Origin of the sequence: Neptunomonas marina (assembly GCF_004005935.1) — a bacterium.
Lineage (GTDB): Bacteria > Pseudomonadota > Gammaproteobacteria > Pseudomonadales > Balneatricaceae > Neptunomonas > Neptunomonas marina.
The window spans coordinates 1-25,832 of the sequence record NZ_SACQ01000009.1; the positions used below are offsets into that span (position 1 = coordinate 1).

General features: G+C 49.8%; 26 protein-coding genes and 1 tRNA gene. 21 read left to right on the top strand and 6 right to left on the bottom strand.

The features are described 5' to 3' along the window. Window positions 1–286 precede the first annotated feature (286 nt). Complete coding sequence (gene ftsZ, locus EOE65_RS15905; protein WP_127695545.1) at window positions 287–1,519, top strand: cell division protein FtsZ; 1,233 nt, start codon at window positions 287–289, stop codon at window positions 1,517–1,519. Window positions 1,520–1,606: 87 nt separating this feature from the next. Here the strand turns inward: ftsZ and EOE65_RS15910 are convergent, their stop codons facing one another. Next, window positions 1,607–2,620, bottom strand: a complete 1,014-nt coding sequence (locus tag EOE65_RS15910) for an AraC family transcriptional regulator (RefSeq protein WP_127695547.1) — start codon at window positions 2,618–2,620, stop codon at window positions 1,607–1,609. A 175-nt stretch (window positions 2,621–2,795) separates the two neighbouring features. Here EOE65_RS15910 and bktB point away from each other — a divergent pair, with 175 nt between their 5' ends. The 8 genes from bktB to EOE65_RS15945 all read left to right on the top strand — a co-directional run bounded on the left by bktB (window position 2,796) and on the right by EOE65_RS15945 (window position 10,485). After that, window positions 2,796–3,980, top strand: coding sequence for a beta-ketothiolase BktB (gene bktB, locus EOE65_RS15915; protein ID WP_127695549.1), 1,185 nt, complete (start codon window positions 2,796–2,798; stop codon window positions 3,978–3,980). Window positions 3,981–4,194: 214 nt separating this feature from the next. Further along, window positions 4,195–4,282 (top strand) — tRNA-Ser (locus EOE65_RS15920). A 184-nt stretch (window positions 4,283–4,466) separates the two neighbouring features. Further along, window positions 4,467–4,805, top strand: a complete 339-nt coding sequence (locus EOE65_RS15925) for an Arm DNA-binding domain-containing protein (protein WP_276317533.1) — start codon at window positions 4,467–4,469, stop codon at window positions 4,803–4,805. A 38-nt stretch (window positions 4,806–4,843) separates the two neighbouring features. Continuing rightward, window positions 4,844–5,044, top strand: coding sequence for a phage integrase central domain-containing protein (locus EOE65_RS18410; RefSeq protein ID WP_420846537.1), 201 nt, complete (start codon window positions 4,844–4,846; stop codon window positions 5,042–5,044). 258 nt (window positions 5,045–5,302) lie between these two features. After that, window positions 5,303–6,655: a hypothetical protein gene (locus tag EOE65_RS15930; RefSeq protein ID WP_127695553.1), complete on the top strand. Its 1,353-nt coding sequence runs from the start codon at window positions 5,303–5,305 to the stop codon at window positions 6,653–6,655. 1,036 nt (window positions 6,656–7,691) lie between these two features. Then, window positions 7,692–8,681 carry a zinc transporter ZntB gene (locus tag EOE65_RS15935; RefSeq protein WP_127695555.1) on the top strand — a complete coding sequence of 330 codons (990 nt, stop codon included), beginning with the start codon at window positions 7,692–7,694 and terminating at the stop codon, window positions 8,679–8,681. 416 nt (window positions 8,682–9,097) lie between these two features. Then, window positions 9,098–9,643, top strand: a complete 546-nt coding sequence (locus EOE65_RS15940; protein ID WP_127695557.1) for a hypothetical protein — start codon at window positions 9,098–9,100, stop codon at window positions 9,641–9,643. A gap of 179 nt (window positions 9,644–9,822) precedes the next feature. Next, window positions 9,823–10,485, top strand: a complete 663-nt coding sequence (locus EOE65_RS15945; protein ID WP_127695559.1) for a hypothetical protein — start codon at window positions 9,823–9,825, stop codon at window positions 10,483–10,485. Between the two features lie 39 nt (window positions 10,486–10,524). Here EOE65_RS15945 and EOE65_RS15950 read toward each other — a convergent pair whose 3' ends face one another. Both EOE65_RS15950 and hisD read right to left on the bottom strand, forming a co-directional pair. Further along, window positions 10,525–11,712: a DegT/DnrJ/EryC1/StrS family aminotransferase gene (locus EOE65_RS15950; RefSeq protein WP_127695561.1), complete on the bottom strand. Its 1,188-nt coding sequence runs from the start codon at window positions 11,710–11,712 to the stop codon at window positions 10,525–10,527. 9 nt (window positions 11,713–11,721) lie between these two features. Then, a complete protein-coding gene (gene hisD / locus EOE65_RS15955) occupies window positions 11,722–13,032 on the bottom strand; it encodes a histidinol dehydrogenase (protein WP_127695563.1) in 1,311 nt (436 codons plus the stop codon). A 174-nt stretch (window positions 13,033–13,206) separates the two neighbouring features. On the opposite strand from hisD, the gene EOE65_RS15960 reads away from it, so the two are divergent. From EOE65_RS15960 to EOE65_RS16015, 12 genes are all read left to right on the top strand, one after another. Further along, entirely contained in the window at window positions 13,207–14,112 is a 906-nt protein-coding gene (locus EOE65_RS15960; RefSeq protein ID WP_127695565.1) for a LysR family transcriptional regulator, read from the top strand. Between the two features lie 117 nt (window positions 14,113–14,229). Then, complete coding sequence (locus EOE65_RS15965) at window positions 14,230–15,627, top strand: pyridoxal phosphate-dependent decarboxylase family protein (protein WP_127695567.1); 1,398 nt, start codon at window positions 14,230–14,232, stop codon at window positions 15,625–15,627. Between the two features lie 250 nt (window positions 15,628–15,877). Continuing rightward, entirely contained in the window at window positions 15,878–16,561 is a 684-nt protein-coding gene (locus EOE65_RS15970) for a CsgG/HfaB family protein (protein ID WP_127695569.1), read from the top strand. A gap of 12 nt (window positions 16,562–16,573) precedes the next feature. Then, complete coding sequence (locus tag EOE65_RS15975) at window positions 16,574–16,942, top strand: DUF4810 domain-containing protein (protein ID WP_127695571.1); 369 nt, start codon at window positions 16,574–16,576, stop codon at window positions 16,940–16,942. Next, window positions 16,939–17,580 (top strand): DUF799 domain-containing protein, encoded by a 642-nt coding sequence (locus EOE65_RS15980; RefSeq protein WP_127695573.1) that lies wholly within the window; start codon window positions 16,939–16,941, stop codon window positions 17,578–17,580. The genes EOE65_RS15975 and EOE65_RS15980 overlap by 4 nt, the downstream gene beginning before the upstream one ends. A gap of 238 nt (window positions 17,581–17,818) precedes the next feature. Further along, a complete protein-coding gene (locus EOE65_RS15985; protein WP_127695575.1) occupies window positions 17,819–18,382 on the top strand; it encodes a LemA family protein in 564 nt (187 codons plus the stop codon). A gap of 5 nt (window positions 18,383–18,387) precedes the next feature. Continuing rightward, window positions 18,388–19,449: a DUF3137 domain-containing protein gene (locus tag EOE65_RS15990; protein WP_127695577.1), complete on the top strand. Its 1,062-nt coding sequence runs from the start codon at window positions 18,388–18,390 to the stop codon at window positions 19,447–19,449. Between the two features lie 32 nt (window positions 19,450–19,481). After that, window positions 19,482–20,153, top strand: a complete 672-nt coding sequence (locus EOE65_RS15995) for a YoaK family protein (protein WP_127695579.1) — start codon at window positions 19,482–19,484, stop codon at window positions 20,151–20,153. Beyond that, entirely contained in the window at window positions 20,137–20,640 is a 504-nt protein-coding gene (locus tag EOE65_RS16000) for a hypothetical protein (protein WP_127695581.1), read from the top strand. The genes EOE65_RS15995 and EOE65_RS16000 overlap by 17 nt, the downstream gene beginning before the upstream one ends. Beyond that, the gene (locus EOE65_RS16005; protein ID WP_127695583.1) at window positions 20,641–21,009 is read left to right on the top strand and encodes a VOC family protein; all 369 of its coding nucleotides are present in this window, start codon (window positions 20,641–20,643) and stop codon (window positions 21,007–21,009) included. Between the two features lie 15 nt (window positions 21,010–21,024). Next, the gene (locus EOE65_RS16010; RefSeq protein ID WP_127695585.1) at window positions 21,025–21,639 is read left to right on the top strand and encodes a LysE family translocator; all 615 of its coding nucleotides are present in this window, start codon (window positions 21,025–21,027) and stop codon (window positions 21,637–21,639) included. A gap of 2 nt (window positions 21,640–21,641) precedes the next feature. Beyond that, window positions 21,642–22,133, top strand: a complete 492-nt coding sequence (locus tag EOE65_RS16015) for a DUF3592 domain-containing protein (RefSeq protein ID WP_127695587.1) — start codon at window positions 21,642–21,644, stop codon at window positions 22,131–22,133. A gap of 45 nt (window positions 22,134–22,178) precedes the next feature. Here EOE65_RS16015 and mmsA read toward each other — a convergent pair whose 3' ends face one another. From mmsA to EOE65_RS16030, 3 genes are all read right to left on the bottom strand, one after another. Next, window positions 22,179–23,705 carry a CoA-acylating methylmalonate-semialdehyde dehydrogenase gene (gene mmsA, locus EOE65_RS16020; RefSeq protein ID WP_127695589.1) on the bottom strand — a complete coding sequence of 509 codons (1,527 nt, stop codon included), beginning with the start codon at window positions 23,703–23,705 and terminating at the stop codon, window positions 22,179–22,181. A 174-nt stretch (window positions 23,706–23,879) separates the two neighbouring features. Continuing rightward, the gene (locus EOE65_RS16025; protein ID WP_127695591.1) at window positions 23,880–25,181 is read right to left on the bottom strand and encodes a TRAP transporter large permease; all 1,302 of its coding nucleotides are present in this window, start codon (window positions 25,179–25,181) and stop codon (window positions 23,880–23,882) included. Window positions 25,182–25,183: 2 nt separating this feature from the next. After that, complete coding sequence (locus EOE65_RS16030) at window positions 25,184–25,819, bottom strand: TRAP transporter small permease (RefSeq protein ID WP_127695593.1); 636 nt, start codon at window positions 25,817–25,819, stop codon at window positions 25,184–25,186. Window positions 25,820–25,832: the final 13 nt, after the last annotated feature.

The following is a 25,832-nucleotide window of genomic DNA, read 5'->3' on the forward strand; positions in this document are numbered from 1 at the left end:
TGCATTATGCCGCGGAGGGGGAGCAACTCGGAGGCGCGTCGACGGCGCCACTACCGACGGCAGCATCCAGTAGCGGTCTGGTGAGCGAAGATCGCTCTAGCGAAGTGGAAGAACTACCCGTGCCCCAAGGGCCGGGCATGATCAGTCGGGTAAAAGATTGGTTTAAAGGGAATTTTTAGCCGTAGTCTCTCCCTTATTGGGGATAGAGTCGGTAAGATACAGACAACAATAAAACAGCACTTAAGAAAGCTGTAAGAAAAGCGCAAAACCTGAAGGAGATTAGATCATGTTTGAATTGGTTGATAGCTTGCCACAGAGCGCCGTCATCAAGGTTGTTGGTGTAGGTGGTGGTGGCGGTAATGCCGTTCAGCATATGGTGAGTACAGATGTTGAAGGCGTTGAATTTATTTGCGCAAACACTGACTCGCAAGCGTTGCAGAATATGCTGGCAAAATCGGTGCTACAGATTGGTGGTGAACTCACGAAAGGCTTGGGTGCTGGTGCAAATCCAGAGGTAGGCCGTGAAGCCGCAGTAGAGGATCGAGACCATATCGCTGAGATGATCAGCGGTGCAGACATGGTATTTATCACCGCAGGTATGGGTGGCGGCACGGGAACGGGTGCTGCACCGATCGTTGCTGAAGTGGCGAAAGAGATGGGGATTTTGACGGTTGCCGTGGTGACTAAGCCATTCCCGTTCGAAGGCCGCAAGCGTATGAAGATCGCCGAAGAGGGGATCAAAGAATTAAAGGAAAATGTTGACTCGCTCATCATTATTCCAAACGAAAAGCTGATGCAGGTACTAGGCCGTAACTGCAGCCTGCTGAATGCCTTCAATACCGCGAATGATGTATTGCGCGGCGCTGTACAAGGTATTGCTGATCTGATCACGCGCCCAGGTATGATCAACGTCGACTTTGCCGATGTGCGTACCGTAATGTCTGAAATGGGCATGGCGATGATGGGCTCAGGTACAGCGAAAGGTGATGATCGAGCTTCTGTAGCAACCGAGGCTGCGATTAACAGCCCACTGCTAGAAGACGTCGATCTTAAAGGCGCTCGCGGTATTTTGGTTAACATTACCGCCGGCCTTGATATGAGCCTAGGCGAGTTCTCTGAGGTGGGTAACATTGTTGAAGAGTATGCCTCTGAGAACGCAACAATCGTTGTGGGTACAGTGATTGATCCTGATCTGGCAGATGAGCTTAAAGTAACAGTCGTAGCGACTGGGCTTGGTCAGGCAGAAGCGCAAACACTGCAAGTGGCTAATGGTGGTACAACAACTCGAGCAGTTGCATCATCTCAGCCTGCAGCGCCTGCGCCAACATCAACCGATTTCAATCAGCTTGAGCTACCTGCCGTTTTACGTAACCGAGCAGAGGAGCGTAAGCGTCAGGCTTTGCAAGAGCAGGAACGTGAGAGCGTTGCACAATCGCAGAGTGTGTCTCCGCAAAAGACAGGCACTGATGATATGGACTTCCTTGATATTCCAGCTTTCTTGCGCCGTCAGGCAGATTGATTACCGAGGTCTATCGACCTTTCAGGTGCTTTAATGATTGGGCCGCTCTGATGAGCGGCTTTTTTTGTATCTGTGAAACACCATGTCTTACGCTTTTACGCCACCGCGATAACTGCTCGGTGGAACGCCCGTCCATTGCTTAAATGCGCGTGTGAATGCAGCAGGCTCTGAAAAACCTAACTCTCTTGATATTTGGGCAATGCTTAGCGCAGGCTTGCTCAGTTGGTGAATGGCATGATCCCGTCTTACGCGGTCCTTTAACTCTTGAAAGGTGGTTTGCTCTTCAGCTAATTTGCGGCGCAGTGTGCGTGTTGTCATATGTAGCTCGTCAGCAATGTTGTCCATCGAGCTTTCACCCACGTGTTGGTTCTCTTCTAAATAGTCGATGACTTTGCGGGTAAAAACAGGAAAGTAAGCTTGGCGCTGAAACCACTGAACCGGAGCATTTCGCAGATAGCTGCGTAAGCATTCGGGTGTTTGAATCACAGGCAACCCTAGCGCCGAGCTTGGCAGTACAAGGCTATTCGTTGGTTGCTGAAATCTTGCTGGGCAAGGGTACATTAAACGGTATTCAGCAACATGTTCTGGCTGGGGGTATTCAAAATCAATATGACTGAGGGGAATGCGCTGTCCCACTAGCCAACTGGCAAAGCGGTGCCAAACCAGCATGAGAAACTCTCTGAGCGTGTGGTCTGGATCATGTTCAGGGAAATTGAGTTGAGTGGTAACTCGCGTGTTCACACCATCATCGATAAACGTGAGTTCTAGTCCGGGCGCAACGAGCGAGTAGAATTTGCATAGATGATACAGTGCCGAGCGCAGCGTACGGCAGCGTACGGCCTGCTTAGCCATCATCGCAAACACACCATAACGTGATGGTACACCCGCCATTCCCATCAGTTCATCATCACCTGCTTGCCAGAGCGCGTGCATTAACCCACCAAATTGGTTTGCAGTAATACGAAGCTGGGAATTGGTTAGCATTTCCCTATTGAGATCCGCCTTTTCTAACAATATATCGAGATCAAGATGGTTGCGCTCAGCTGCGGCAATCAGCGTTTTTGCAAAATGGATGGCAATAGTGTGATGATCCGTACTCATGAGTATGCGGCTGTCCTCTTTTGCTATAAATAATGTCCATATTGGCTAAAAAAAGCAAGTTTTGTCTGTTTGTGTGTCCTTTAATGGTAATCAAAGGGCTTGTTTCGCAATTGCAGCAATCAGGCGCTACGGCGACACTAGATGTACCTGAAGTGTGTTAAGAGTTGGAGCCAAAATGAATAAGCGCGAAGTTGTGGTATTGAGTGGTGTGAGAACCGCCATCGGAACCTATGGCGGTAGCCTAAAAGATCAAGCAGCAAGTGACTTGGCAGGCATGTTAGTGGCCGAGGCGGTCAAACGTGCTGAAGTTGATCCGAGCACGGTGGGACAAGCCGTCTTTGGAAACGTCATCCATGCGACCGCTCAGGATATGTATCTAGGGCGTTATGCTGCAATCAAGGGAGGCTTACCTGAAACAACTCCAGCTCTTACGGTTAACCGGCTTTGCGGAAGTGGCTTGCAGGCTGTGCTCTCAGCAGCTCAACAAATTGAACTAGGCGCTTGCGACACCGTGGTGGCAGGTGGAGCTGAGTCCATGAGCGGTGTTCCCTACTGGTTTCCAGCGGGCCGTTTCGGGCAACGGATGGGGGATGCGGAGATGCTCGACCCAATGACGGCCGCGCTGCACTGCCCCTTTAATGGGATACATATGGGCATCACAGCGGAGAATCTTGCCGCGCGTCATAATATCAGCCGGGACGAACAAGATGAGCTGGCTGTGTTGAGCCACAACAGGGCGCAAGCGGCAATCGAAGCTGGCCATTTTACCAATCAGATCGTTCCTGTGACGATGCGTAAACGTGGTAAAGAGCTCACTTTTGCTCAGGATGAACACGTACGCTTTGATTGTCAATTCAGTGATATGCAGGCCCTACGGCCGGTTTTTCAACGTGACGGTACCGTAACCGCTGGGAACGCGTCAGGCTTAAACGATGCCGCAGCCGCGTTGGTTATGATGGATGCAGAAGCCGCTGAGGCTCAGGGGCTAGCGCCCATGGCGCGCCTTGTGGATTACAGTGTTGTTGGCGTAGACCCCAAGATCATGGGAATAGGGCCGGTACCTGCGATCCAAGAAATTCTCGCTCGCCAAAAGCTCACGGTTGACGATATCGACGTATATGAAGTTAATGAAGCGTTTGCCGCGCAAGCGTTGGCGGTTGCGAAGTCACTCAACTTACCAAGCGAACGGCTTAACCCGAATGGCAGCGGTATCTCGCTTGGCCATCCGATTGGCGCGACGGGTGCCATCGTTACGGTGAAAGCTCTTCATGAACTGCAACGTGTGGGTGGGCGCTTCGCAATGGTGAGTTTGTGTATCGGCGGTGGCCAAGGTATCGCCGCACTATTTGAACGGGTTTAACTGTCTGCAAGGTCTCACTTGTGGTTGGCCAAGGATGGCCGTTTTTAACCCGCTTGTTGTATTGGTTATCTTTTGCACGCTCCTACTTAGAGGGCTGAAAAGTAGCAAGTTTTTAGCATAAATTTAGCTATGCCTCTTGCTGATCTCGGGAGATGCCGTTAATATACGCGCCACTTAACGAGGCGGCGCTAACGGCTTGTTAACGTATCAAAACGGTCAGGTGTCCGAGTGGCTGAAGGAGCACGCCTGGAAAGTGTGTATACGGCAACGTATCGAGGGTTCGAATCCCTCCCTGACCGCCATTTTTTTATTTCATACTATCTCACTTAGTCTCTAATCTCTCGTAAATACTGGGCTCTACGCCTAATATCAAGTTTAATAATGTATCAATAGATACCGCCGCATCTCCGCATTTTGAAAGTATCTCAGTGGTTCTAGCAGTTTGATACCATCTCATGGCTTGTAACGCTTTGATTGGGTTAAGACATCACGCCTTTAAACTCACTTGATCCAGCGAACGCGAAACCACAACACAAGAGCTACAAGTTACCTGACGGTCATGGTATGTATCTATTCGTGACCACAACCAGCCGTCAGTATTCGCGAATGGATTATCGTTTTGCAGGCAAGCGTAAAACGCTTTCTTTGGGCGTATATCCTGATATATCGCTAGCCAAGGCGCGCAAGCTAACTTTGAAGACCAAAGAAGATTTGGCCGATGGCATTGATCCATCATTTAAAAAACAGGTTGAGAAGGCGTTTAACCAGTTTAACTCGGCTAACACGTTTAAAGTGATTGCGGCGAATGGTTTGCTAGCTACATGAGCAATAAATCAGATACCCACAAAGCGAGAGCCAAACGGATGCTTGAGGCCGATCTATATCCGGTCATTGGCAATCTAACCATCACGGATATAACCGCCCCGATCCTGTTAACCGCTCTACGAAAAATTGAACAACGCAATGCCGTAACCACGGTTCATAGAACTAAGCAGGTAGCCGGGCAGGTATTCAGGTATGCCACTCCCCCGGAAGGGCAGAACGTAAATCTACACCCGATTTAAGGGGCGCTCTGAAGCCAAAACAGGTGCACCACTTCGCCGCTATTCCATTGCTCGCCGTAGCTCTGTTACTAATACCTTACAATGTTACATCGACGATTAACATCAGTTATACTAAAATGTGAGAAAGATTTATTTATCAAAAACTGTACCTGTTTTTTTCGCAAGAGGGTAGCAGGTCTGCCCATACAACTATTTTTCTACAGATTTTCACAGTCGAGTTGTACGGTTTAAAGCTCGTAGTATTAGAAGGAACTTAACATGAGCAACTGCCAGAAATGGATTATAAAAAACATAATTGGGATACTTCTGTTTTTAACACTTCCTGCTTGGGGAGCATATGAACCTGCACCTGTAAGGGTATCAGAAAATGGTAAAGGGAGCGTTCTAATTTTTCCCTTTTACACAACTGAAAATGGTTGGGATACTTATATTAATGTTTTAGGTGGTATGGATAGATACTCTCTTAGGTCCTCACCGATCTTGCACATGAAGGTGCGCAGTCCTGAAACGGGAGACGTAACAGATGCGTTCAATATTTATCTGAAAAAGCATGAAAACTTTAGAGCAAGTATCAGTGCCAATGCTGAAGGTAAATTCATACTCAGAGTAGCTGAAGGCACATGCGTGATTGATGGAAATAGAGACATTACTTCAGCTCATTATGGTGGGGTCGGAACAGAGTTTGCTCTTGAGAATAGCTTGGGAAGTATAGAGCTCTATGTCACGAATAATTACTTGGACTTTTCTGACGAATCAGAGTGGAAAAGTGATTCTGATTGCAGTGATTTTATGAACTCATGGCGATCTGGCTCATGGGCTTCGGATTCATCAAGCGGAGTATTATCGGCCCTTGAGCAACCGGAGATGCAAGGTAAAGCAAATTTGGTGAATGTAGGAAAAGGCCTTGCTTCTGAGTATTTATCAACAGCTTTGGTTAATACAGAAATCGACTTACCTCACCTAAAAGCAAGTAACACCATTTTGGATCTTTCCCAGGTTAAAGGTGGAGAAAATACATATGGAGGTGGCATCCAGGCTGTAATCGGAGCTTTGGAGAAACATGATATCAGTAATGAGGTCGTCGTTTTAGATGAGATAAATGCAAAGACTGACTGGGTAATAACATATCCGTTAGCTGGATATGCTAATTATAAGCCTTTCGAGTTTATCTCTAATGGAAAGACCAAATACTGCGATAGCTTTTATGCGACACCTAAAGAAGGCAGTCCTTCTGTTGTAAGTAGTAGATGGGCATGGCCTCATGCGTTTGTCAGCTTTGGTAATGGAGTACAGTCTGAAAACTTCTTTTATCAAGATATGGTAGATTTTTCATCTATACCTCCCGCTCCAGAAGAGAGTATTTCGCTCAACGTTTGTAACGCGGTAAATGTTTTAGCTTTTGATAGCTCTGAGTCTATCGTTACTAATCCAACTTCAGAGTATCTGGAGTATATGAACGGTGTTGTCGTCAACCCTGTGAGTACTGTAACGTGGTCTTACTCTAGCCCCTATATTTTAGGTTTTAGATTAACAACTTTTGAGAATGGGACATTGAACGGTGGTAACACTCTTGCTAATTACTCTCTATTGTCAAAGCACAACTATGAATAAGCTGCATTTGAAAACCTATAAATTGAGCTGAGATTTTTAGAAATATTGAACCAATATCCCCCTTAGTTTGAGGGGGATGTATGGTTTTGGTATCCGAGCTTGATATGTTCACTAGCCAAAAGTGCCAAGTCGGTATTCTTATGGTTCACGATTTTCAGGATGATAGCGCTTTTAAATAATATTAGTTTATATATTTAATTATCAATAGCTTATAGTGATTTTTGATTGGCTCCCTGACAACCATTTGTATCTATCTATATCAGTGCTTTAGAAAGTCCTGCTTATTTTTGGGGCGTCTCTGAAGAAAGTTCATCTTAAACTCTGTAATAGATATAACTCCGTGCCCGTTTCGGCGCTAATTTGCGCAACTTTTGGCACTTGCTAAGAAAGACTGTCGCTTTCGGCTGCGGAGCAGGTCGGTGTTTAGACGTCTCGTCGTTGCTTACTTAGGGCCTCTCTAAAAGATACTGTGTGAGGTTTGAAGTGTTTTTTATACAGGCAGCTTCACTTACAAAGAACTTAGTCCCTTGATTACGCTTGCGGCGTTAATGGCAGCTATGCGTCCACGCCACCCGCCGTTGCTTTTTTGTCATATTGGTAAAAACGGTTAGCAAAGGGTGCCACATGACTCTCTTTTTGGGTTTTATGGCTCTATTTCCAGTCATTACTCAACGCTTCGCTAGAAGGAACCTTGCGATGCTTGTTTGCTGAGCTTTCCGCTTATGGTTTACAACTTTGTGCTCGGCCTCATTCTGTCGTTTTACTCGCTTCTTACAGTGCTGGAAAGGCCCTGAATAAAAGCGCATATCTATAGCTCACCCTCTTCGCCATCTTCGTTCATACATAGCGCCTCCAACCGCGGCAGTTTTGGCCGCAGAGCATTTTCTAGTCGCTTGCTGGGGTTAGTAAAGCACATAGATGGATAAGGCTTAAATGCGAAGGGTGCGGCTTGCTATCTTTACTTCTACTCTTTATAGCACTAAGTTCGCAAAGCTTACGTAACCTCTTTGGTCAAAGGTTTTTACTAGGAGAGCAGATGATTACAGGAACCGAACAAGCTCCCAAAGGGCTGGTCCATGCGTTACTTCTAGATGGTAAAGGCGGGGCAGAAAATGTGGACTGGCAAAATATTGCGGCGCTGAGTTTGCAGCAACGGTCTCTATGGTTGCACTTCGATTACAGTGAGCCAGAAACCCAGCAGTGGATAACGTTAAACAGCGGATTGAATGATGTTGCAGTAGAGGGTTTGCTAAATACGGAGAATCGCCCAAGTGTCTTGACTCGTGGCGATAATCTTCTGCTGACATTACGCGGTGTCAACTTAAACCCAGGGGCTGATCCTGAAGATATGGTTTCAGTGCGTATCTGGACCAACGGTAAATTGCTAATCAGCACCCGAAAACGAACCTTGCTATCTACGCTAGATGTCGTATCAAGCCTAAAGGAAGGAGAGGGTCCTAAAAATACAGGACAGCTTTTAACTGAGTGGATCGATCGTATCGTTAGGCGTATGAGTGATACGGTTAACCTGCTGGAAGACAGCCTGCTCGAGGTTGAAGATCAGCTTTTTAACGGCGATCCGAAAGCGTTGCGTAGTGCATTACTACAGGCCAGAAAACAGAGCATTGGGATTCGTAGATATATTGCACCACAGCGAGAAGCGCTTAATCGCTTGATTGCTGAGCCTATCGCTTGGCTCGATGACATGGATCGTTTGAATTTGCGCAGCATATCAGACCGCCAAATTCGCTATATTGAGGATATAGATGCAGCTAAAGAGCGCGCTAGTATGGCGCAGGAAGAGCTCGTGAGCCGTGTTTCTGAGCAGATGAACAATCGCAGCTACGTGCTAACCATTGTTGCCGCTATCTTTTTGCCATTGGGTTTCTTTACTGGGCTGATGGGCATCAACGTCGGTGGGATGCCAGGGATAGAGAGCGGGCAAGCCTTCTGGGTAGTATTGGTCATCTGCTTTTTAATTGCTGGGCTGCTCTGGGCGATATTCTATTGGCGTAAATGGCTGTAGTTACGTGAATTAGTTACGAGCCCATGATGCCCGCTCGAGTGTGTTTATAACAATGTGATATCGCTTTTTTGTTCCAAAACCTAAGATGGCTTTGCTCTGGGCTTGATTCCCCTCGAACCTAACCTCAGGTTTGTTTGAGCATTTGAGCATTTGAGCATTTGAGCATTTGAGCATTTGAGCATTTGAGCATTTGAGCATGACAAGCTTGTGTGGGCGCGTTCTATCTTTCTGCTTACTCTAGGTCGGTCTACGTAGCTCTGAGTTATCTCCTCTTTATCCGTGACTGCTAGATTACTTAGCTTTTGCACTCTGTTATGCGTGCGAAGGCTCAATATTTTATTCGCACCGTCCTTGTGTAATAATTCGCCACCTTGTATCTCGTTGTTGCAAATTATAATTATTATCAAGGAATTAGTATGAATAGGAATGTAAAGCTCGCTTCAGGATTATTGGCTGCACTTGCGCTGGCCGGCTGCCAATCGAATCAGGTAATCGAAGGTGCTTTGAATGGTGCATTAGGCTCTGTTGCCAGCTCAACCGGCATATTAGGCAAAGGAACCGGCACGAGTACACGAAATGATGATTTCTTATCGCCGGGCCATGCGCGTAATAACTGTCGTTATCATTTTGATAACAAGTGTGCTGCAGATTTCGGCAAGCTAGCAGTGACGCATCAACGCAATCGTGAAGGTGTAACCCTCGTGCGTTACGGTAACCTAATTGAAGGTGCCAGCGGTGGCATGCTGAAAGAGAGCCGCGTTTCGGAACAGATGTTTCCCTATATTGATGGCGGCTTTATCGCCTTTGAGCGTAACATCTACATCTCTAAAAAGGCGCGCGGTGTTCGCCCCGGCAAATACTACTTTAAAGGCCAGTATGGCAACCAAGACCCACAACTTGCGGTGGGCGATATTACAATCAAGCCGGGTGTTACCAATCTTATTAACGTAACATACGACTAAGTATTGCTCGCACCAAAGTGCTACTTTTAGGACTTTGGTGCCCTCTTTCGATATATCCACACATATCTTAAATACTCTGCGTTTCTACCTCGACAGCGGCTCCAATTGGACTAGACTAGTGTGGTATTAACTGTTTGTTATTACCGACATTTGGCCTGATTGATAACGAGGGAACATTAATGAAGCGCCTAAACGCAGCTGTGCTCGCTACACTGATTAGCTCATCCGCTTATGCGGATTTTCAACCGATTACATCAGAAAATATCACCACAACCGAGATGAACACACCAGGCTTTACTGAGAACATCGCGGGTGATTCGATCTGGTTATGCTTGGATACGTTGAACGGCCCGCTGGTGGATGGGGATGTGTTCACCTATACGCTGTCTAATGATGCACGATTCGCATCAGCTACCATGAGTCTTGAGGAATCCAAAGGGGGAGCAGGAACCGGTTCTGTAAGTTTTGCCGCTCAAACACCAGCAGATGCGACGGGCCAACAAACAGTTACTTTCACTGTGAACAACGCAGCAAGTATCTCAACGAATAATTTTAATACGCCCACAGGCCCTGGTTCATGTGATGGCGTGATCCTTTCCGGCCAGACCATTGCAGGACAAGCGGTGGATTTTAGCTTTACCAACCCTTGGGCAAGCACGCAGGTTACGTTAAATGCCACATTACAACGTGGCGCTACAACGCTAACCACGGGCTCAGTGCTGCTTTTTAACTTGCCACAACCCCCACGCCAGATTCCAGCCATCCCGCTAGCAGGGTTGGTCTTGTTAGGTGGCCTATTAGGTGCTGTTGGCCTGAGAAAAGCCAAACAACCAAAGCGCTAAAAGGCTAAATGCAGCAGGCAAGTGCCTTGCTGCACATCGCTATTGCTGGCCAACCACCTCTACAATGATCTCGGCGATCAGTGCGCAGTCCTCTTTTGAAAAAGTCAGCGGGATACGCATGTCCAAAAGCGTGGCGAGTATTTGCTCGGTTTGCGTTAGCTTGGGCAACGTTTTGATGTAGCGCCAGCTATCGTAGCGGCTGGTGTAATCGGTTGGCTCGGCGCCTCCAAACCATTTTAGTACCACACCGCGCGCGGCACATTCATCGATAACGTGCTGGATTTGCGCTGGATTAAAGTTTGGTAGTGAGAACTGGATAGAGCTGGCCACAAACCCCTCTTTAGCAGGGCGCCTGGGTATATAAATATTGTCAGCCTCAGCAAGTGTACGTTCCAGTATGCGATAGCGGCGATTCCAGCGTGCGCACTGGGCGTCTAAATCGGCCAGTTGCGGACGCAAAATGGCTGCCCGCAGGTTATCCATACGGCCACTGTAGTTGGGGGTCTCATAGCGAATCGTATCGAACGTAGCCGGCGGTGGCCCTTTAAAGTGGCGATCAAACAGCATGTAAGACCCAGAGTGCATGATTGCCCGCGCCATCACATCATCATGGCGGGTAGTTAAAAAGCCGCCTTCGCCCGAGTTGATATGCTTGTAGGTCTGCATGCTGAAACAAGCAATATCACCAAAGGTGCCGCTTTTTTGGCCGTTCCATGTAGCCCCCATCGTATGGGCGCAATCTTCGATTAAGAACAGGTTATAGCGTGCACAGATCGTCATAATTGCATCCATGTCCACAAGGTGGCCACGCATGTGTGATAGCAGCAAATAGCGGGCCCCGCTGCTGGCCGCTTTGCGCTCTAAGTCGGCAAGATCGATACAGTAGTCTTGGGCAACATCCACCAATACAGGCACTGCGCCGCTGTTGTGGATGGCACCGGGGACAGGAGCCAGTGTGAAAGCGTTACACAGCACCTGATCGCCCGGTTTGACACCGCCAGCACGCATAGCGATATGCAGCGCATATCCACCCGAAGAGCAAGCCAGAGCATAGGGAACGCCTTGGTATTCGGCAAACTCGCACTCCAGTAGATCAGTTTCACTTTGCTCGTCGGGCAGTGTGTTGTAGCGATGCAGACGGCCGCTTTGCATCACGTTAATGGCCGCTTCGATACCCGCTGCTGGGATCGGCTCTTGCTGAGTGAACGACTTCTCAAAACGTTTCATAGCCGCTCCTCAGTCATAGCGTTTCTGTTGATAGACGGGGAAATCCCACGTTTCATTCGGGAAGTACTTACGCAAGCGCCAATCACAGGCTCGAGCATGGCCCTCCATACCTTCGGCTCGTGAGATACGCGAGCCGGCCGCGCTGAACGCGTAGTTGGCGTCTTCGCTGATCTCTTGATAGGTGAGGATCTTCAAGAACTTCTGCACATTTAAGCCACCGCTATAGCGAGCCACGCGCTTGGTGGGCAGAATATGGTTAGTGCCAGAGCATTTGTCGCCGTGAGTGACCGTGGCGCCTTCACCGAGAAAAAGCGAGCCGTAGTTGCGTAGATGATCGCGCCACCATGCTAGCTCCTCTGCGATCACCTGTAGGTGTTCAGATGCATACTCGTCACTCACACGGACACACTCCTCACGGCTCTCACAGAGGATGATCTCGCCGTGGTTATCCCATGCGCTTTGTACCACCTCGTGGTTGGGCATGTCGGCAGCCACTTTTGGCATGATCTTGGCAACCTGCTCTGCAATTTGGCGGCTGGTTGTGAAAAGCCAAACCGGTGAATCGTAGCCGTGCTCGGCTTGCGAGACTAAGTCCACCGCGATGGTCATAGGATCGGCGCTATCATCGGCGATAATGGCGGATTCAGTGGGGCCTGCGAATACATCAATACCCACCTCGCCAAAGAGTAGGCGCTTTGCTTCGGCCACATAGCCGTTGCCGGGGCCGACCAAAATATCCGCAGCTACGCCGGTAAACAGCCCTTTGGCCATCGTGGCCACCGCATGAACACCTCCCATTTCGAGGATGATATCGGCACCGGCAAGGTCCATGGCATAGACGATGGCAGGGTGGATGCTGCCATCTTTCGGTGGCGAACACGCGATGATCGTCTCAACACCGGCGACCTTGGCCGTTGCAATGCTCATTAGCGCAGATGCGGCATGGGAGTATCGTCCGCCCGGTACATAGCAACCGGCACAGCTGACGGGAATCACCTTTTGACCTAGCTTGACGCCGGGCGTTGCTTCGATCTCAAACTCATTCAGACTAGCGCGCTGCGCTTTGGCAAAGGTTTGTACTTGTTGATAGGCAAATTGGATATCTGCTTTTACTTGCTCCGGCACTTGAGCGATCAGTGCTGCGCGCTTTTCATCACTGAGCACAAAGTCGCCTTGCCAATTATCGAACTGGGCGGCGTACTCGCGTACGGCGGCCTCGCCATCGCGGCCAATGCGCTCCAGCATCTGCTTTACGGTTTGCTGTATACGCTCATCTGTTGTGGCTGTTACACCCGCTGTTGCGCGCTTGATGTATTCCATTGTCTAAACCCTCTGTCGTTCTTCTTGTGAGGCTCGAAGTTTTGGTACTTTGGTTGAGCGGAGGCCTATCTCCGCCTATGCAATAGCTCCATACTAGGAGGAGTGTGCAGCAGCAGGCCAATGCCGTTTTTGGTACAGGCGGTTACTTTTTTGCATGGGCGTCTAGGTGAGATTATGGAACTGAAATGGTTAATCGACTTTATTGCACTCGTGGAGCACGGCAGTTTCTCCAAAGCGGCCCAAGCGCGCTTTGTAACGCAGCCTGCGTTTAGCCGCCGTATCCGCTCGTTAGAAAACTGGTTGGGTGTTGGGCTGGTTGATCGCGATAAATACCCCACCACACTGACACCCGCAGGCGAGGCTTTTGTTGAGCAAGCGCGCCAGATGATCAGCCAAACCAACGCTGTGCGTAATCAGATGCAAGATATGGCCAGTGAGCGCGAGCAACTGGTGATAGTGGCGCAACATGCGCTAGCGGTATCGTTTTTCCCCGCGTGGATGACCACCCTTGAAGCACTCACTAATGGAGCGCTAGTGAAGGTGGAGTCTGGCAATTTGCACGATAACGTTGAAGCATTTCTCTCAGGTAATGGCGATTTTCTGTTGTGCTACGCCTCTGAAGATATTTTTAGTCAGCTCCAACGAGAGGATGTTGAAACACTGCAAGTGGGTGTTGATCGGTTAGTGCCTGTTTCAGCGGCCAACACCGCCGGTGAACCGATTTTACCGGTACCGGAGCAGGGTACGCTCAAAGTTTTAGGCCACCCTGCGCAGTCCTATTTTGGCCGCTTATTAGCGCGTGAGTGCATACCTCATGTGCCCGCGCAGCTGAAGTTACATCTGGCCTGTGAGAACGCGCTGTCGGAAGCGCTCAAGTCACTGGTCCTGAGTGGCTACGGTATCGCTTGGCTACCCCTTAGCTTGATCCGCCGCGAGTTAGAGCAAGGCCAGCTGGTGCAACTGGACGAACCGCTGCGCTCGTTAGACCTATCCATTCGCTTGTATCGATTACGCCGCCCAGCGTGTCACGCAGCGGATCAGTTTTGGCACTACTTACAAGAGCTCTACAGCGGCACCTAACGCGTTGCCATGCCGAAAAGTAACTGCCGCAAATAAAATCAGCATTGGAGCCTAGCCAAACGCCGTGAATATACTGCGATCTAACACATAATAATCGGCTTAGATTGGGCACAATGTATGGAAAAGCAGCTAGAGATACTCACCAAAGCGGTAACGACATGGTTGGCAGAGGAGCGCCCGGTAGTGCAAGCTCCCGCGGCACAAGAGCTAGCAGCGCAACTGGATGTTAGTTTAGGCGAGCAGGGCGCCGACTGGCCGACACTAGAGGCCGCGGTGCGCAACTATCTGCACTACAACCCCGATGCTGCACAACCTGATTTCTTCAAGCTGCTCTACTCTGGCCGTAACGATGCGGCGCTGCTGGGCGATTGGATCACAAGTTTGAGCAATGCCACCATGCATACCTACCAAGTGGGGCCGGTGGCCACGCTGATGGAACTGGAGCTGATCCGCCAATGGAACCGTTTGGTCGGCTTTGACGATACCAGCGAAGGCGTCATGGTTGCAGGTGGCAGCCAAGCGAATCTGATTGGCATGATGCTAGCGCGCCACCACGTCTGTCCAGATTACAAAACACGTGGTAGCCAAGGTCAAACGCTGGTGGCATATGTCTCTGATCAAGCGCATTACTCCGCACAAAAAGCCGCGAATGTGCTCGGCATCGGTACTGATAACCTGATTGCCGTTGCTACAGATGAGCAGGGCCGTATGTGCCCCGATGCACTCACAGCCGAGATCAACGCCAGTATCGCCAACGGGCATGTGCCGTTTTTTATCGGCCTGACCGCTGGCACCACGGTAACAGGGGCGTTTGATCCTGTCGCTGCGTGTAGCAAAATCGCCAAGGCTCACAACATTTGGCTGCATATTGATGGCGCGTGGGGTGCTCCTGTGCTGTTTTCTCAGCAACACCGCCACCTATTAGCAGATAGCCATTTAGCCGATTCGGTTGCGTGGGATGCACACAAGCTGATGAACGTACCGATCACCGCCGCCGTCATTCTCGTCAAGCACGCCGGTGCGTTGACGGCTTGTTGCTCTGGCGGCGGGGGTGACTATCTATTCCATGCCGATGAGAACGCGGCCTATAACTTGGGTGAACGCTCCATTCAATGTGGCCGTCGTGCCGATGCACTCAAGGTTTGGCTCAGTTGGAAAGCGCTCGGCAATCAGGGTTTCGCTGCCAAAATCGATCACCTCCAGGCGATGCGGGCAACATGCGTTGAGCATATTGGCGCAAGCAGCCAGCTTGAGCTGCTGGCTGATGCGAGTTACCTAAATGTCTTGTTTCGATTCAACCCCGGTACCGGCCTCACTGAAGCGCAGCTCCGTACCTTGAATATCGAGATCTGCAAAATCATGATGCGTTCCGGCGGCCCTTACGTTGATTATGCCCAGTATAAAGGGCGCACCGGTATTCGATTGATCTTGGCTAACGGTGAGGTGAATGCCGGGCATATAGAGCGGCTGATGGCGAAAGTAGAGCGGGTGGGAGATGAACTGTCTGCGATGTAAAAAAGTTTGTTAGTCGGTTGAGGTCTACCGACGTGTAACGAGACAAGAGATAGAGTAACAACAGCGAGGTCCAGGGCTTAAGGCACCTAGAACCTATTGATTCTATGACGAAAAACATGGTTTATCAGTGCATCTAATACTACGATGTTCTCGACTGGGGCACGGCTGAGACTAATTGATCAGCTGCCTGACGTTTTGGCTCTCAAAAACCGGCTCCTTTTGTTTTCATCGTCTTAATAGAGGCACAAACATGTCTACTCGTTTTTCATCCAAAGCTTGCGTGATCGCGGCAAGCGCGGTTTCTATGGTACTGATCAGTGGCTGCGCCACGGAAACACATCGCGAAATTGCTCCTCAGAAAGTGGAAACTTATCGCACCGTCTACAACGGCGTAAAAACAACGTTAGCTATCGGCAACTTTGATAATCGTTCTAGTTACATGCAAGGCATGTTTAGCAGCGGCGATAAGCTTGGAACACAGGCTAAAACGATTCTTAAAACGCACTTACAACAGACCAACCGCTTTCGCGTTGTTGATCGTGACAACATGCAGCAATTGGCTAACGAAGCCAAATTACGCGGTCAGAGCCAAAAGCTAAAGGGAGCCCGCTACGTTGTTTCCGGTGATGTCACCGAGTTTGGCCGTAAAGTCACAGGAGATCAGCAGCTATTTGGTCTGTTGGGAAGTGGTAAAACTCAAACAGCGTATGCAAAAGTCTCTTTGAACGTTGTGGATATCGAAACTTCTGAAATTGTTTACTCCACGCAAGGTGCAGGTGAGTATCAGTTGAGCAATCGAGAGGTAATAGGGTTTGGTGGTTCGGCGGGGTACGATGCAACTCTTAACGGAAAAGTGCTCAACTTTGCTATCAAGGAAGCCGTGAATAACTTAGCTCATGACGTTAGCCTAGGTGTTTGGACTGTAGAAAAGTAACAGGGAAGATGTATGAAATCGGCAAGTAGGATTGTGCCAATTATCGCCATAGCGCTTGTTATGGTGGGCTGTGGGCAGAAAAAATCAATGTATCATTGGGGTTCGTATCAAGGCGTTGTGCATGATATGTATGTCACCCCTGAGAACATGCCCCCAGCGATGCAAATTACGAAGCTCAACGAAGATATCGAGCAAGCCGCTGCCAACGGCCAAAAGGTGCCGCCGGGCCTTTATGCCCATTTGGGGATGGCGTATGCAGCACAAGGCCAGCCAGAAAAAGCGGCCGCGGCGTTAAACAAAGAGCAGGCGCTCTTTCCAGAGTCTACGACTTTTATTACAACCTTGCTTAGAAATGCTGACATGGAGGCCAGCCAGCAATGAGACATTTTGTTCGGGCGATAGCTATAACAGTCGTCGCGCTAATAGCTACCGGTTGTGCGACCACCCAACCAACTTATGACTACACCGCATTAGAAGCTTCAAAGCCACGCTCTATTTTGGTGATTCCACCGATTAATAACAGCGTTGCCGTAAATGCACCTTATATTTACCTATCGACTATTTCAGCACCCTTGGCTGAGAAAGGGTATTACGTCTTTCCGGTTGCGGTAATTGAGCAGTTTTTAACCAGTAATGGTCTACAATCGCCCGCTGATATGCATAACATCAGCCTAGAAAAAATACGTGAGCATATAAACCCCGATGCGGTGCTATACGTCACCATCCAAGATTGGGGGCAGAAATATCACGTGGTTGACTCCACAACGGTTGTAAATACTGAGCTGAAGCTTGTTGATGCGAAAACAGGCCACATTTTATGGACCGCAAAAGCCGCATTAGCGCAAGGTGCTAACAACGGCGGAGGGGGCTTAGCTGGCATGTTGATTTCTGCAGTTGTTAATCAGGTGATCGGGTCTGTCTCGGATAGAACCCCTCAGGTCTCTGCAATCGCGAATAACATCGCGATTAATCACCGCAACCTAGGGCTGTTACCGGGCCCTTATGCCGCTAAAAACTAACGCGGTTCGTTCAACTCATTTGGCAGCTATGGAGGGCTCCTGCGTAGTTGTCAGATGAGGTTATTTCTACGAGCTGTGGACACTAACGCCACTTTCTACTCTGATGCGCTCAATTCGTTTCTTATCGTGCAGATATGCTGTAGTGTTTAACGCTAACAATAATTGATAACGCGCTGTTTTCTTTATCGAAATTAGGGATAGCGGATTATCACATTCGGAGGAAAGGGAGTTGGATTCGATGAGCATCGTTTTGGTCGTGTTGGGTGTTGTGTTGGTAGTTGGGTACCTGTGGTACGTTTCGATCATTAAACGCCGCAATGCCATGCAGGAAGCGTTTTCAGGCATTGATGTGCAATTGAAAAAACGTGCCGATTTAATACCGAATATCTTAAAAATTGCAGCGAAGTTCATGGCGCACGAGCGCGAGTTGCTCGAAGAGGTAACGCGCCTGCGTAGTGAAGTTTTGCAAGCAACTGACGCAAAAGCTGATCAAGAGACGCGTTTTGCGCTGGAGCAGCAACTAGAAAGTAAAATGGGCAGTTTGCTGGTATCGGTTGAAAACTACCCAGAGCTAAAATCGCAAGAGAATATGTTAGCGGCTCAGCACGCCTATGCGGATGTTGAAGAGCATATCAGTGCTGCACGACGCAGTTACAATGCCGCTAACCGTGGGCTTCGCGATAGCATCCAAGTATTCCCAGGGAATATTATCGCCTCTATCGCAGGTGTGACAGCGATGCCATTTTTTGAGGCGAGTAGCGCTGATCGTGCGCCGGTTGATGCCAACCAGTACCTTGGTTAAGCGTTATGATAATTCCATTACTCAACTCGCTTGGGGCGCTTAATCTACTGCGTTTTCGCCCTAAACAGGCCCCGGTAAACGATAGTCCCATATCTGATGAGCTGCGCGCCGTTATTGAGGAGCGCATCAAGCCGGGGTTAGATCAATTAGAAGCGCAGCGCCAGCACTACTTTGAACAGTACGAGAAACGGGAGAAGGTTCTAAAATACTTTGCCTTCCCCGCCGCGCTGGTATTTGGGGGTGTGCAATTAGCTAATCTGCATCTCTTTGAGGCACTGCTGTACCCATTGCTCGCCTTGCTGTTCGTAAATCATTGGGTAAATAAACCCGCTAGGGACTATATCGCTCACTACAAATCGAGCGTGCTGCCAATATTGGTTAAACTCTATGGCGACTTCACCTACGCACCCAAAAGCGAGTTTGATCCTGAGCTAGATAGTCGTTTCAAGGTGGTTCCCCGTTTTGAGCGCTGGAGCAGCGAAGATGCGATTAAAGGAAAGCTTGATGATATTGGCTTTGAGTTTTGCGAGCTGCATCTCAAAGTGAAAACCAAAGACTCGACACGGACTGTCTTCAAAGGCGGCATGATATCGTTAACCATGCCCTTTGAGTTTGGTGCGCACGTGATTATGCATAAAGATAAGGGTGCCCTTGGCAACTTGTTTGCACGCGGTGCGCTCTCGCACCAAACCGTGGCGCTTGAGAACCCAAACTTTGAAGCGCGCTATGAAGTGCGCGCTAATGACCAGCAACTTGCCCGTTATATTCTATCGCCCGCCATGATGGAGCGCCTAATTGCGTTGGATGATCTCTTCAGAGAGAACGTGCAGGGCAGCGGGCTAATGTGCGAATTTGTGGGTAACACCGCGCTGCTTATGTTGCCTTATAGCGGCAATTTAATGGAGCCTACGGATATCCATACATCTGCGTATGAGCTGGAAAAACTACCGTTGATTGCCCAAGAGATAGCACTGCTGTCGGGCGTGGTCGAGCAATTAAAACTCGACTATATGGCAACCAGAAAGCTTGCAATGCAGCAGCTATCGCAGGGGCAACTTCGCCAGTGAGCGCGGAATTGACTTAGAAAGGAGGAGCGACGGTGATCTCGCGGCTACCTAAGTGGGTTGAGTTGGGCGCTTTTGTATTGGCGCTGGTGGCAGGAGTCGTGAACGCCATCGCCCTCTTAGGGTTTGAGAATCAAGCCGTCTCGCACTTATCTGGGACAGCGACGTTACTCGGCACGCATCTAACAAACCCTAGCTCAGCGCTATTACACTTAGTGCTATTACTCGTCTCTTTTGTAGCGGGCTCGGCGGTTGCGGGTGCGCTATTACACGGCGCAACGCTCAAGCTTGGGCGCCACTATGACACCGCCTTACTGCTGGAGGCCGTCTTACTTTTGGTGGCACTTGGGTTGCTATACTTTGGTTCGTATCACGGCCATTACTTTGCGTCCGCTGCTTGTGGCTTACAAAATGCACTGGCCACAACATACAGTGGCGCTATTGTGCGCACGACTCATATGACCGGTATCTTCACTGACCTTGGCATTATGCTCGGCGCTCGATGGCGAGGCGAGCCGTTTGATCGGCGTAAAGCCCAGCTGTTTTTACTGATTATCAGCGGTTTTATCGGTGGCGGCGCACTCGGCGCATGGTTGTTCCGCGAGTATCACTTTATGGCGTTACTGTTGCCTATTGGCGTCTGCCTAGGGTTGGCTTTCCTGTATCGGGTCTATCTAGTGGAGCAGCGTTTTGACAGTACCGAATGATACGACCGAATGGGCTACTCAATATAGTCCGCGAGAGAAGTTAATCCGAGTGATCGGCTTGTTAACCCTTGCTGCTGGGCTGATGGGGCTGCATCACTGGTTATTTCTTCCCTGGTTTAACGAGTTCGTAAACCGCCCGCAATGTGTTCAGCTATTCGGTATCAGCGCGCTGCGCTACTTTTGGCAGATTATCTTTATCGGTATACCGTTGTTCACACTGGTTGTGGTCGCTGTGTTGACACTACCGTTGGGCCTTAAGAGCTTGAAGGAACAGCGCTTTCCGCCCCAGCATGTCAAAGTGATGAAACCCACCCGCGTTAGTGTTGGCCGCGTGGCGGTTTTTAAGGCCGTTGGGTTACTCGTGTTACCGGTGCTGATGTTTGTCATGGTGTTGTGGGGTGCCCAGCAGGCGCAAAACATGCCCGATTTAGACCCTGCGATGCTGCCGCAGAGTGAGTGCGGCACTCACTTACAAGAGGTTCATTGAATGGAAAATTTAACCCCTGTCGAGCTGAAAACCTTTGTTCCTGCTAAAACCTTTACACAGTCGTTAGCGTTCTATCAGGATCTTGGTTTTGAGTTGGCTTGGCAGTCTGATGAGCTGGCCTACCTGCGTTTAGGAACAACGAGCTTTTTGCTGCAAAACCACTACCAAGCGGAGTTTGCCAACAACATGGTGATGCATTTGTTAGTCGAGGATGTGGAGGCGTGGTGGCAGCATATTCTTACTACTAATCTCGTGGCCAAATATCAGGTGCGCGCAGAACCGCCCGAAGATCGCCCTTGGCAGATGCGTGATTTCGTACTTTGGGACCCTAGCGGCGTGCTGTGGCGCATAGGGCAGAACACTGACTAATTGTCGAGCGCTTGTATGCTTACTGCAGAATTTCTGATCACCTCACTGGTTGTGGTGCTTATTCCCGGCACTGGTGTTCTATACACGCTATCAACCGGGTTGTTTCTGGGCGTTCGGGCCAGCTGTTTTGCTGCCATTGGCTGCACGGTTGGGATTGTGCCCGCCCTGTTGGCGAGTATTTTTGGGCTTGCGGCGTTGCTACATACCAGTGCGACGGCATTTCAGTTTGTGAAATTTGCAGGCGTTGCGTATCTATTGTTTATGGCATGGTCGATGTGGCGTGCGAGCGATGGTTTTGGCCTAGGAGAGGCGCCTGCCGCTAGCTTGCTGAGCATCGCCTCGAAAGGGTTCTTTATCAATATTTTAAACCCGAAACTGACGCTTTTCTTTCTCGCGTTCTTACCACAGTTTATGCCCGCATCAAGCACGACACCGGTGCTGGATATGTCTTTGCTTGGTCTTGTCTTTATGGGCATGACACTCGCTGTTTTTCTGCTCTATGGCGCGCTTGCCCATTATGTCAGCCGCTGGTTGTTACGCTCGGAAAAGGTAGCGCGGACTATGCAGCGTGGCTTTGCTGCTAGTTTTGCTGCATTAGGCGTGAAGTTGGCGATGAGTGAGCGGGCATAATTTTGTACGAGTCGATATGGGGTTATCTGTCTGGCCATTGGCAGTTACTAATGGCGGGTGAGCGGGCAGGCGTCCTCTTTGGGATCTCTTTGTATGCGTTTTTGATGCTGAGCTTCTCTTCTTGGATGCAGATGCGCGCCAGACGCTGGCCAAGCGTTGCAGGGGAGTTGCTAGAGTTGGGCACGCGCCGCAGCATCACTGATGACAATTACAATAGCCATACGATAAAAGCGCTCTACCGATATGTGGTTGATGGTGTGAGTTATGAAGGCTCTAAAGTGTCGGCATGGGTGGTTGTTGCAGCACCGAAAGGTGTGATCTTGCAAGCTCAGCTCAAAGGGGTAACGCATCTTGAGAAGGGGCAGGTGCGGGTATTTTATAACCCCAAGAACCCTAAAAAGAGCCTATTAATTCGGCCTAGCTTGATCGGATTGTGTGTTTCGTTAGCTCTAGCACTTGTGCCCATTGGGCTGCATATCTATTACTTTGGTTAGATAAACATGCCCAGCGGTGCTGGGCATGTTGGCATGAGGCATCTTTTAAGATGCTACGCAGCTACGCACATCGGAGTTACCGCCAGCCGGTGTCGCTTCACCCGCTTTCGGGTCAACCACGCGTACGGTCGCCACTTTGCTTTGGGTAAAGAAGTCGATTGCGTCTTTACCTTGCACCTTATTGTTACCCACTAACGAGCCTTTGATACCGCCAAAGGGTAGGTAAGGGTGCGGCGCGCAGATGCCCACATTAACGCCCACCATGCCCACATCGGCTTCGTTGATAAACTTCTCGGTGTAGTAGCTGTTTTGGGTGAAGATGACCGCGCCGTTGCCCATCTCATGATTTTTAATAGCACGCAACGCACCGTTGATGCAGCCTACCTTCATCACGCTAAGTACCGGGCCAAAGATCTCTTCGCGAGCAATCTGCATGCAGGGTGTTACATCGGTGAAAATCGTTGGGCCGACAAAGTAGCCATCTTTATTTGCTGCGGCAACATCAGGATTGCGGCCATCTAGCGCAAGGGTAGCGCCCTCTTGTTGGCCGATCTCGATGTAGTTCTCGATCCGCTCTTTCGCTTTGGCAGAGATAACAGGGCCCATAAACACATCTGGATCCATCGCATCACCAACCGTGACATTCTTAGAAGCTTCCAATAGGCGCTCTACAAATTCATCATAGATCTCTGGGACCACAGCGATATTAGAGACCGCGAGACAGCGCTGGCCTGCTGAGCCGTAGCCGGACATCAAAATGTTCTCGATCATCAAGTCCATTGGCGCATCTTCCATCGCCACCAAGAAGTTCTTGGCACCCCCTAGCAGCATGGTTTTCTTACCGCTGCGGCCACACCCTTCGGCGATCGCTTTTGCGGTTGGTGTGGAACCCACCAGACAAACACCTGCGACGTTGTCATCTTCGTACCAAGCTTCGACTGTTTCGCGGTCGCCGTGAACAATATTGACCACGCCCTCTGGCAGACCGATCTCCACCAACAGTTGCATCATCTTCTGCATGAACAGCGGAGACTCTGTTGAAGGCTTATAAACAAAGGTGTTTCCGGTGCCAATGGCGAAGGGGATAAACCAACCAAACACCAGCGCTGGGAAGTTAAAAGGGGCAACACCACAAAATACGCCAAGCGGCGCTTTGATCAGCCGTCCGTTGATGTTATTAGCGATGCCTTGCACGGTTTCACCTTGCACTAGTGCGGGGATCGTGCAGGCCATCTGTAGGATTTCGATAACGCGCCCCACCTCACCGCGCGCCTCAGCGATATGCTTGGCTTGGTCGATAGCGATCGATTCAGCCAGCATCTCTAGGTTATCTTTCATCGCTTGCTGCATCTTGAAGATGTAGTCCATACGCTTTGGCAGCGGCGTTGCGCTCCAAGCAGGAAAGGCCTCGGCTGCAGCGGCAACGGCAGCACGAGACGTTTCCACTGAGGACAGCGGAACTTCACCGATAACGGCACCGGTGGATGGGTTTTTCAATGGTTCATACTGGCCATTCGTTTCATCTAGCCACTGGCCATTAATATGGTTTTTTATCTTGATGTAGTTTGTCATTGTTATATTCCGTTAGTGTCAGGTTAAAGCGTTATTCGCGAGTAACATCACTATAAAGTTGCGCGGTTCTGAGGCCGTAGATCCACGAATTTGTGAGATGTAGTTCCAACGCGGGTGGTAAAAAAAGGGCTCCGAAATCGAAGCCCGAACGCCTCAGCAGCGTGAAAAGTTCAATTAGTAGCCCATCAGTAATTTGGGTAAGAAAAGCGACAGCTCTGGTACAAAGGTCACGAGAAACACCATCGGTAAGTGGCCGAATACCAAGAACTTGAGCGTGGGTTTAATGTAGCGGTCAAGGGATAGCTTGCTGACCCCGCCAGCCATGTAGAGCATGGGCGCACAAGGAGGGGACACATTCCCAAGGCCAAGGTTGACACCGACCACCGCCGCAAAGTGGATAGGATCGATCCCTAGTTCATTGATGATGGGAAGGAAGATAATCGCTGCCAGCACACTGCCCGAGATATCATCGACGATCATGCCAATAAGCAGTAACAGCAGATTGATCATCAGCAGCAGAACATATTTGTTCTCAGTGATCTGTAACAGGCTTTGTGCAAGGTCGCGCGGCACTTGCTCCAAAATCATGGCACGGCTCATGATAAAGAGGAAAAAGAGCACCGCCATAATGGAGCCTGTCATGGTAACCGCACGCACCGTAACGGAGCCTAAGCTGCGTAAAGTCATGCCTTTATAGATAAACAAACCAACGGGGATTGCATACATCACGGCAATCGCCGCCGCTTCTGTTGGCGTAGCGATGCCACTGTAGATTGCGCCTAAGATCAGCAGTGGCATCAGTAGTGCAAAGGCGGCACTTTGGCCGGTTTTCACCACGCCTTTGGCAGCCTCTTTAAAGGGCAGCGGTGCCGCGACCTTAATATTTGGATCGTTACGTAGGAACCAGATATTGAGTAAGCAGTAAACGATGGTCAGGATAATGCCCGGAATAATCGTTGATAGGAACGCCGCGCCTACAGAAATACCTCCCGTGATCGAGAACACGATCATCGGAATGCTCGGTGGGATCAGCAAAGCAAGAACCGATGAACACGCGACCAGCGCTGTGGCGTGCCCCGCGGGGTAGCCTTCGCGAATCATACGCGGAATCATGATCTGGCCAACGGCCGCAATCGCCGCTGAAGAGCTGCCGGAAATTGCACCAAACAGCGCGCAGGTCAATACGGTCACTGCACCGAGCCCGCCTTTAATACGCCCAACGATAGCGTTAACGAAGTTCAGTAGGCGCTCTGATATACCCCCTTCGGCCATCAAAAGGCCTGCGAATATAAACAGCGGCAACGCCAGCAATGCAAAGCCGCTGGCGGTCTTGAAGCCATGCGGAATAAGAAATGAGATGTTGTTGCCTGTGGTGTAGGCGAACAGCACCGCGCCGATGCCAAAGGCAAACGCCACGGGAATTTCGATCAGGATGAGCACGATAACAACCGCCATCGCGATAAGAAACAGCGTCATCGTCAGGCTCCTTTTTGGCTGCGTTTCATGCGGCGTATATCGCGCCACTCATTGATAGTTTCGAGCAGAAAGTAGCCAACCATCATGGCAAAGCCGACAATCATACTGGCGCTCCAGATACCTCTTGGCCAACGCAGGTTGATACTGACGCGGCCTTTATCAATCTCTTTTAGGGCATATTTACATGCGAAGTAACCGAACAGAATGGCGGCTAACATGCAGGTAATTGAGCCGATAAAGCGGATAAGTTTTACTTTGTAGGGGTCTTTCACAACTAGGCTGACAATCCCGCCATGAATATGCTCGCGTTCGCGAGTGGCGTAACCCATGCCTAAAAAGTAGATCCAAACCGCCAGCAGAATTGACGCTTCTTCAATACCACTGAAGGGTGAATCTAATAAGTAGCGCAGCACCACTTGAGTAAACATGAGTAGCGCAAGTCCAAGACCTGCCAAAATCATCAAGCTGCGAAACGTAACGTTAAGCAGGCGCTCAAAACGTAAAAGGTAGCCATCTAAGCGGTTGTTGGCTGTATCGGGTACCGCATGCAGATGGGGTGGTATTGGGTGCGAGCTAAGATCAGGGTCGTAGTCGTAGATCTTGGTATAGCCCACTGACTGAGGTGTGTTGTTGTTCATGGTACTGATCCTA

Bases quoted from the DNA above. Each gene is read 5' to 3' on its own strand.
- EOE65_RS16005 (WP_127695583.1), top strand. From the start codon at position 20,641: ATGGAAAATTTAACCCCTGTCGAGCTGAAAACCTTTGTTCCTGCTAAA.
- EOE65_RS15970 (WP_127695569.1), top strand. From the start codon at position 15,878: ATGTCTACTCGTTTTTCATCCAAAGCTTGCGTGATCGCGGCAAGCGCG.
- EOE65_RS15990 (WP_127695577.1), top strand. From the start codon at position 18,388: ATGATAATTCCATTACTCAACTCGCTTGGGGCGCTTAATCTACTGCGT.
- EOE65_RS15935 (WP_127695555.1), top strand. From the start codon at position 7,692: ATGATTACAGGAACCGAACAAGCTCCCAAAGGGCTGGTCCATGCGTTA.
- EOE65_RS15965 (WP_127695567.1), top strand. From the start codon at position 14,230: ATGGAAAAGCAGCTAGAGATACTCACCAAAGCGGTAACGACATGGTTG.
- EOE65_RS15945 (WP_127695559.1), top strand. From the start codon at position 9,823: ATGAAGCGCCTAAACGCAGCTGTGCTCGCTACACTGATTAGCTCATCC.
- ftsZ (WP_127695545.1), top strand. From the start codon at position 287: ATGTTTGAATTGGTTGATAGCTTGCCACAGAGCGCCGTCATCAAGGTT.
- mmsA (WP_127695589.1), bottom strand. From the start codon at position 23,705: ATGACAAACTACATCAAGATAAAAAACCATATTAATGGCCAGTGGCTA.
- EOE65_RS15975 (WP_127695571.1), top strand. From the start codon at position 16,574: ATGAAATCGGCAAGTAGGATTGTGCCAATTATCGCCATAGCGCTTGTT.
- EOE65_RS16010 (WP_127695585.1), top strand. From the start codon at position 21,025: ATGCTTACTGCAGAATTTCTGATCACCTCACTGGTTGTGGTGCTTATT.
- EOE65_RS18410 (WP_420846537.1), top strand. From the start codon at position 4,844: ATGCTTGAGGCCGATCTATATCCGGTCATTGGCAATCTAACCATCACG.
- EOE65_RS15985 (WP_127695575.1), top strand. From the start codon at position 17,819: ATGAGCATCGTTTTGGTCGTGTTGGGTGTTGTGTTGGTAGTTGGGTAC.
- EOE65_RS15950 (WP_127695561.1), bottom strand. From the start codon at position 11,712: ATGAAACGTTTTGAGAAGTCGTTCACTCAGCAAGAGCCGATCCCAGCA.
- EOE65_RS15960 (WP_127695565.1), top strand. From the start codon at position 13,207: ATGGAACTGAAATGGTTAATCGACTTTATTGCACTCGTGGAGCACGGC.
- EOE65_RS16030 (WP_127695593.1), bottom strand. From the start codon at position 25,819: ATGAACAACAACACACCTCAGTCAGTGGGCTATACCAAGATCTACGAC.
- bktB (WP_127695549.1), top strand. From the start codon at position 2,796: ATGAATAAGCGCGAAGTTGTGGTATTGAGTGGTGTGAGAACCGCCATC.
- EOE65_RS16025 (WP_127695591.1), bottom strand. From the start codon at position 25,181: ATGACGCTGTTTCTTATCGCGATGGCGGTTGTTATCGTGCTCATCCTG.
- hisD (WP_127695563.1), bottom strand. From the start codon at position 13,032: ATGGAATACATCAAGCGCGCAACAGCGGGTGTAACAGCCACAACAGAT.
- EOE65_RS15980 (WP_127695573.1), top strand. From the start codon at position 16,939: ATGAGACATTTTGTTCGGGCGATAGCTATAACAGTCGTCGCGCTAATA.
- EOE65_RS15930 (WP_127695553.1), top strand. From the start codon at position 5,303: ATGAGCAACTGCCAGAAATGGATTATAAAAAACATAATTGGGATACTT.
- EOE65_RS15910 (WP_127695547.1), bottom strand. From the start codon at position 2,620: ATGAGTACGGATCATCACACTATTGCCATCCATTTTGCAAAAACGCTG.
- EOE65_RS15940 (WP_127695557.1), top strand. From the start codon at position 9,098: ATGAATAGGAATGTAAAGCTCGCTTCAGGATTATTGGCTGCACTTGCG.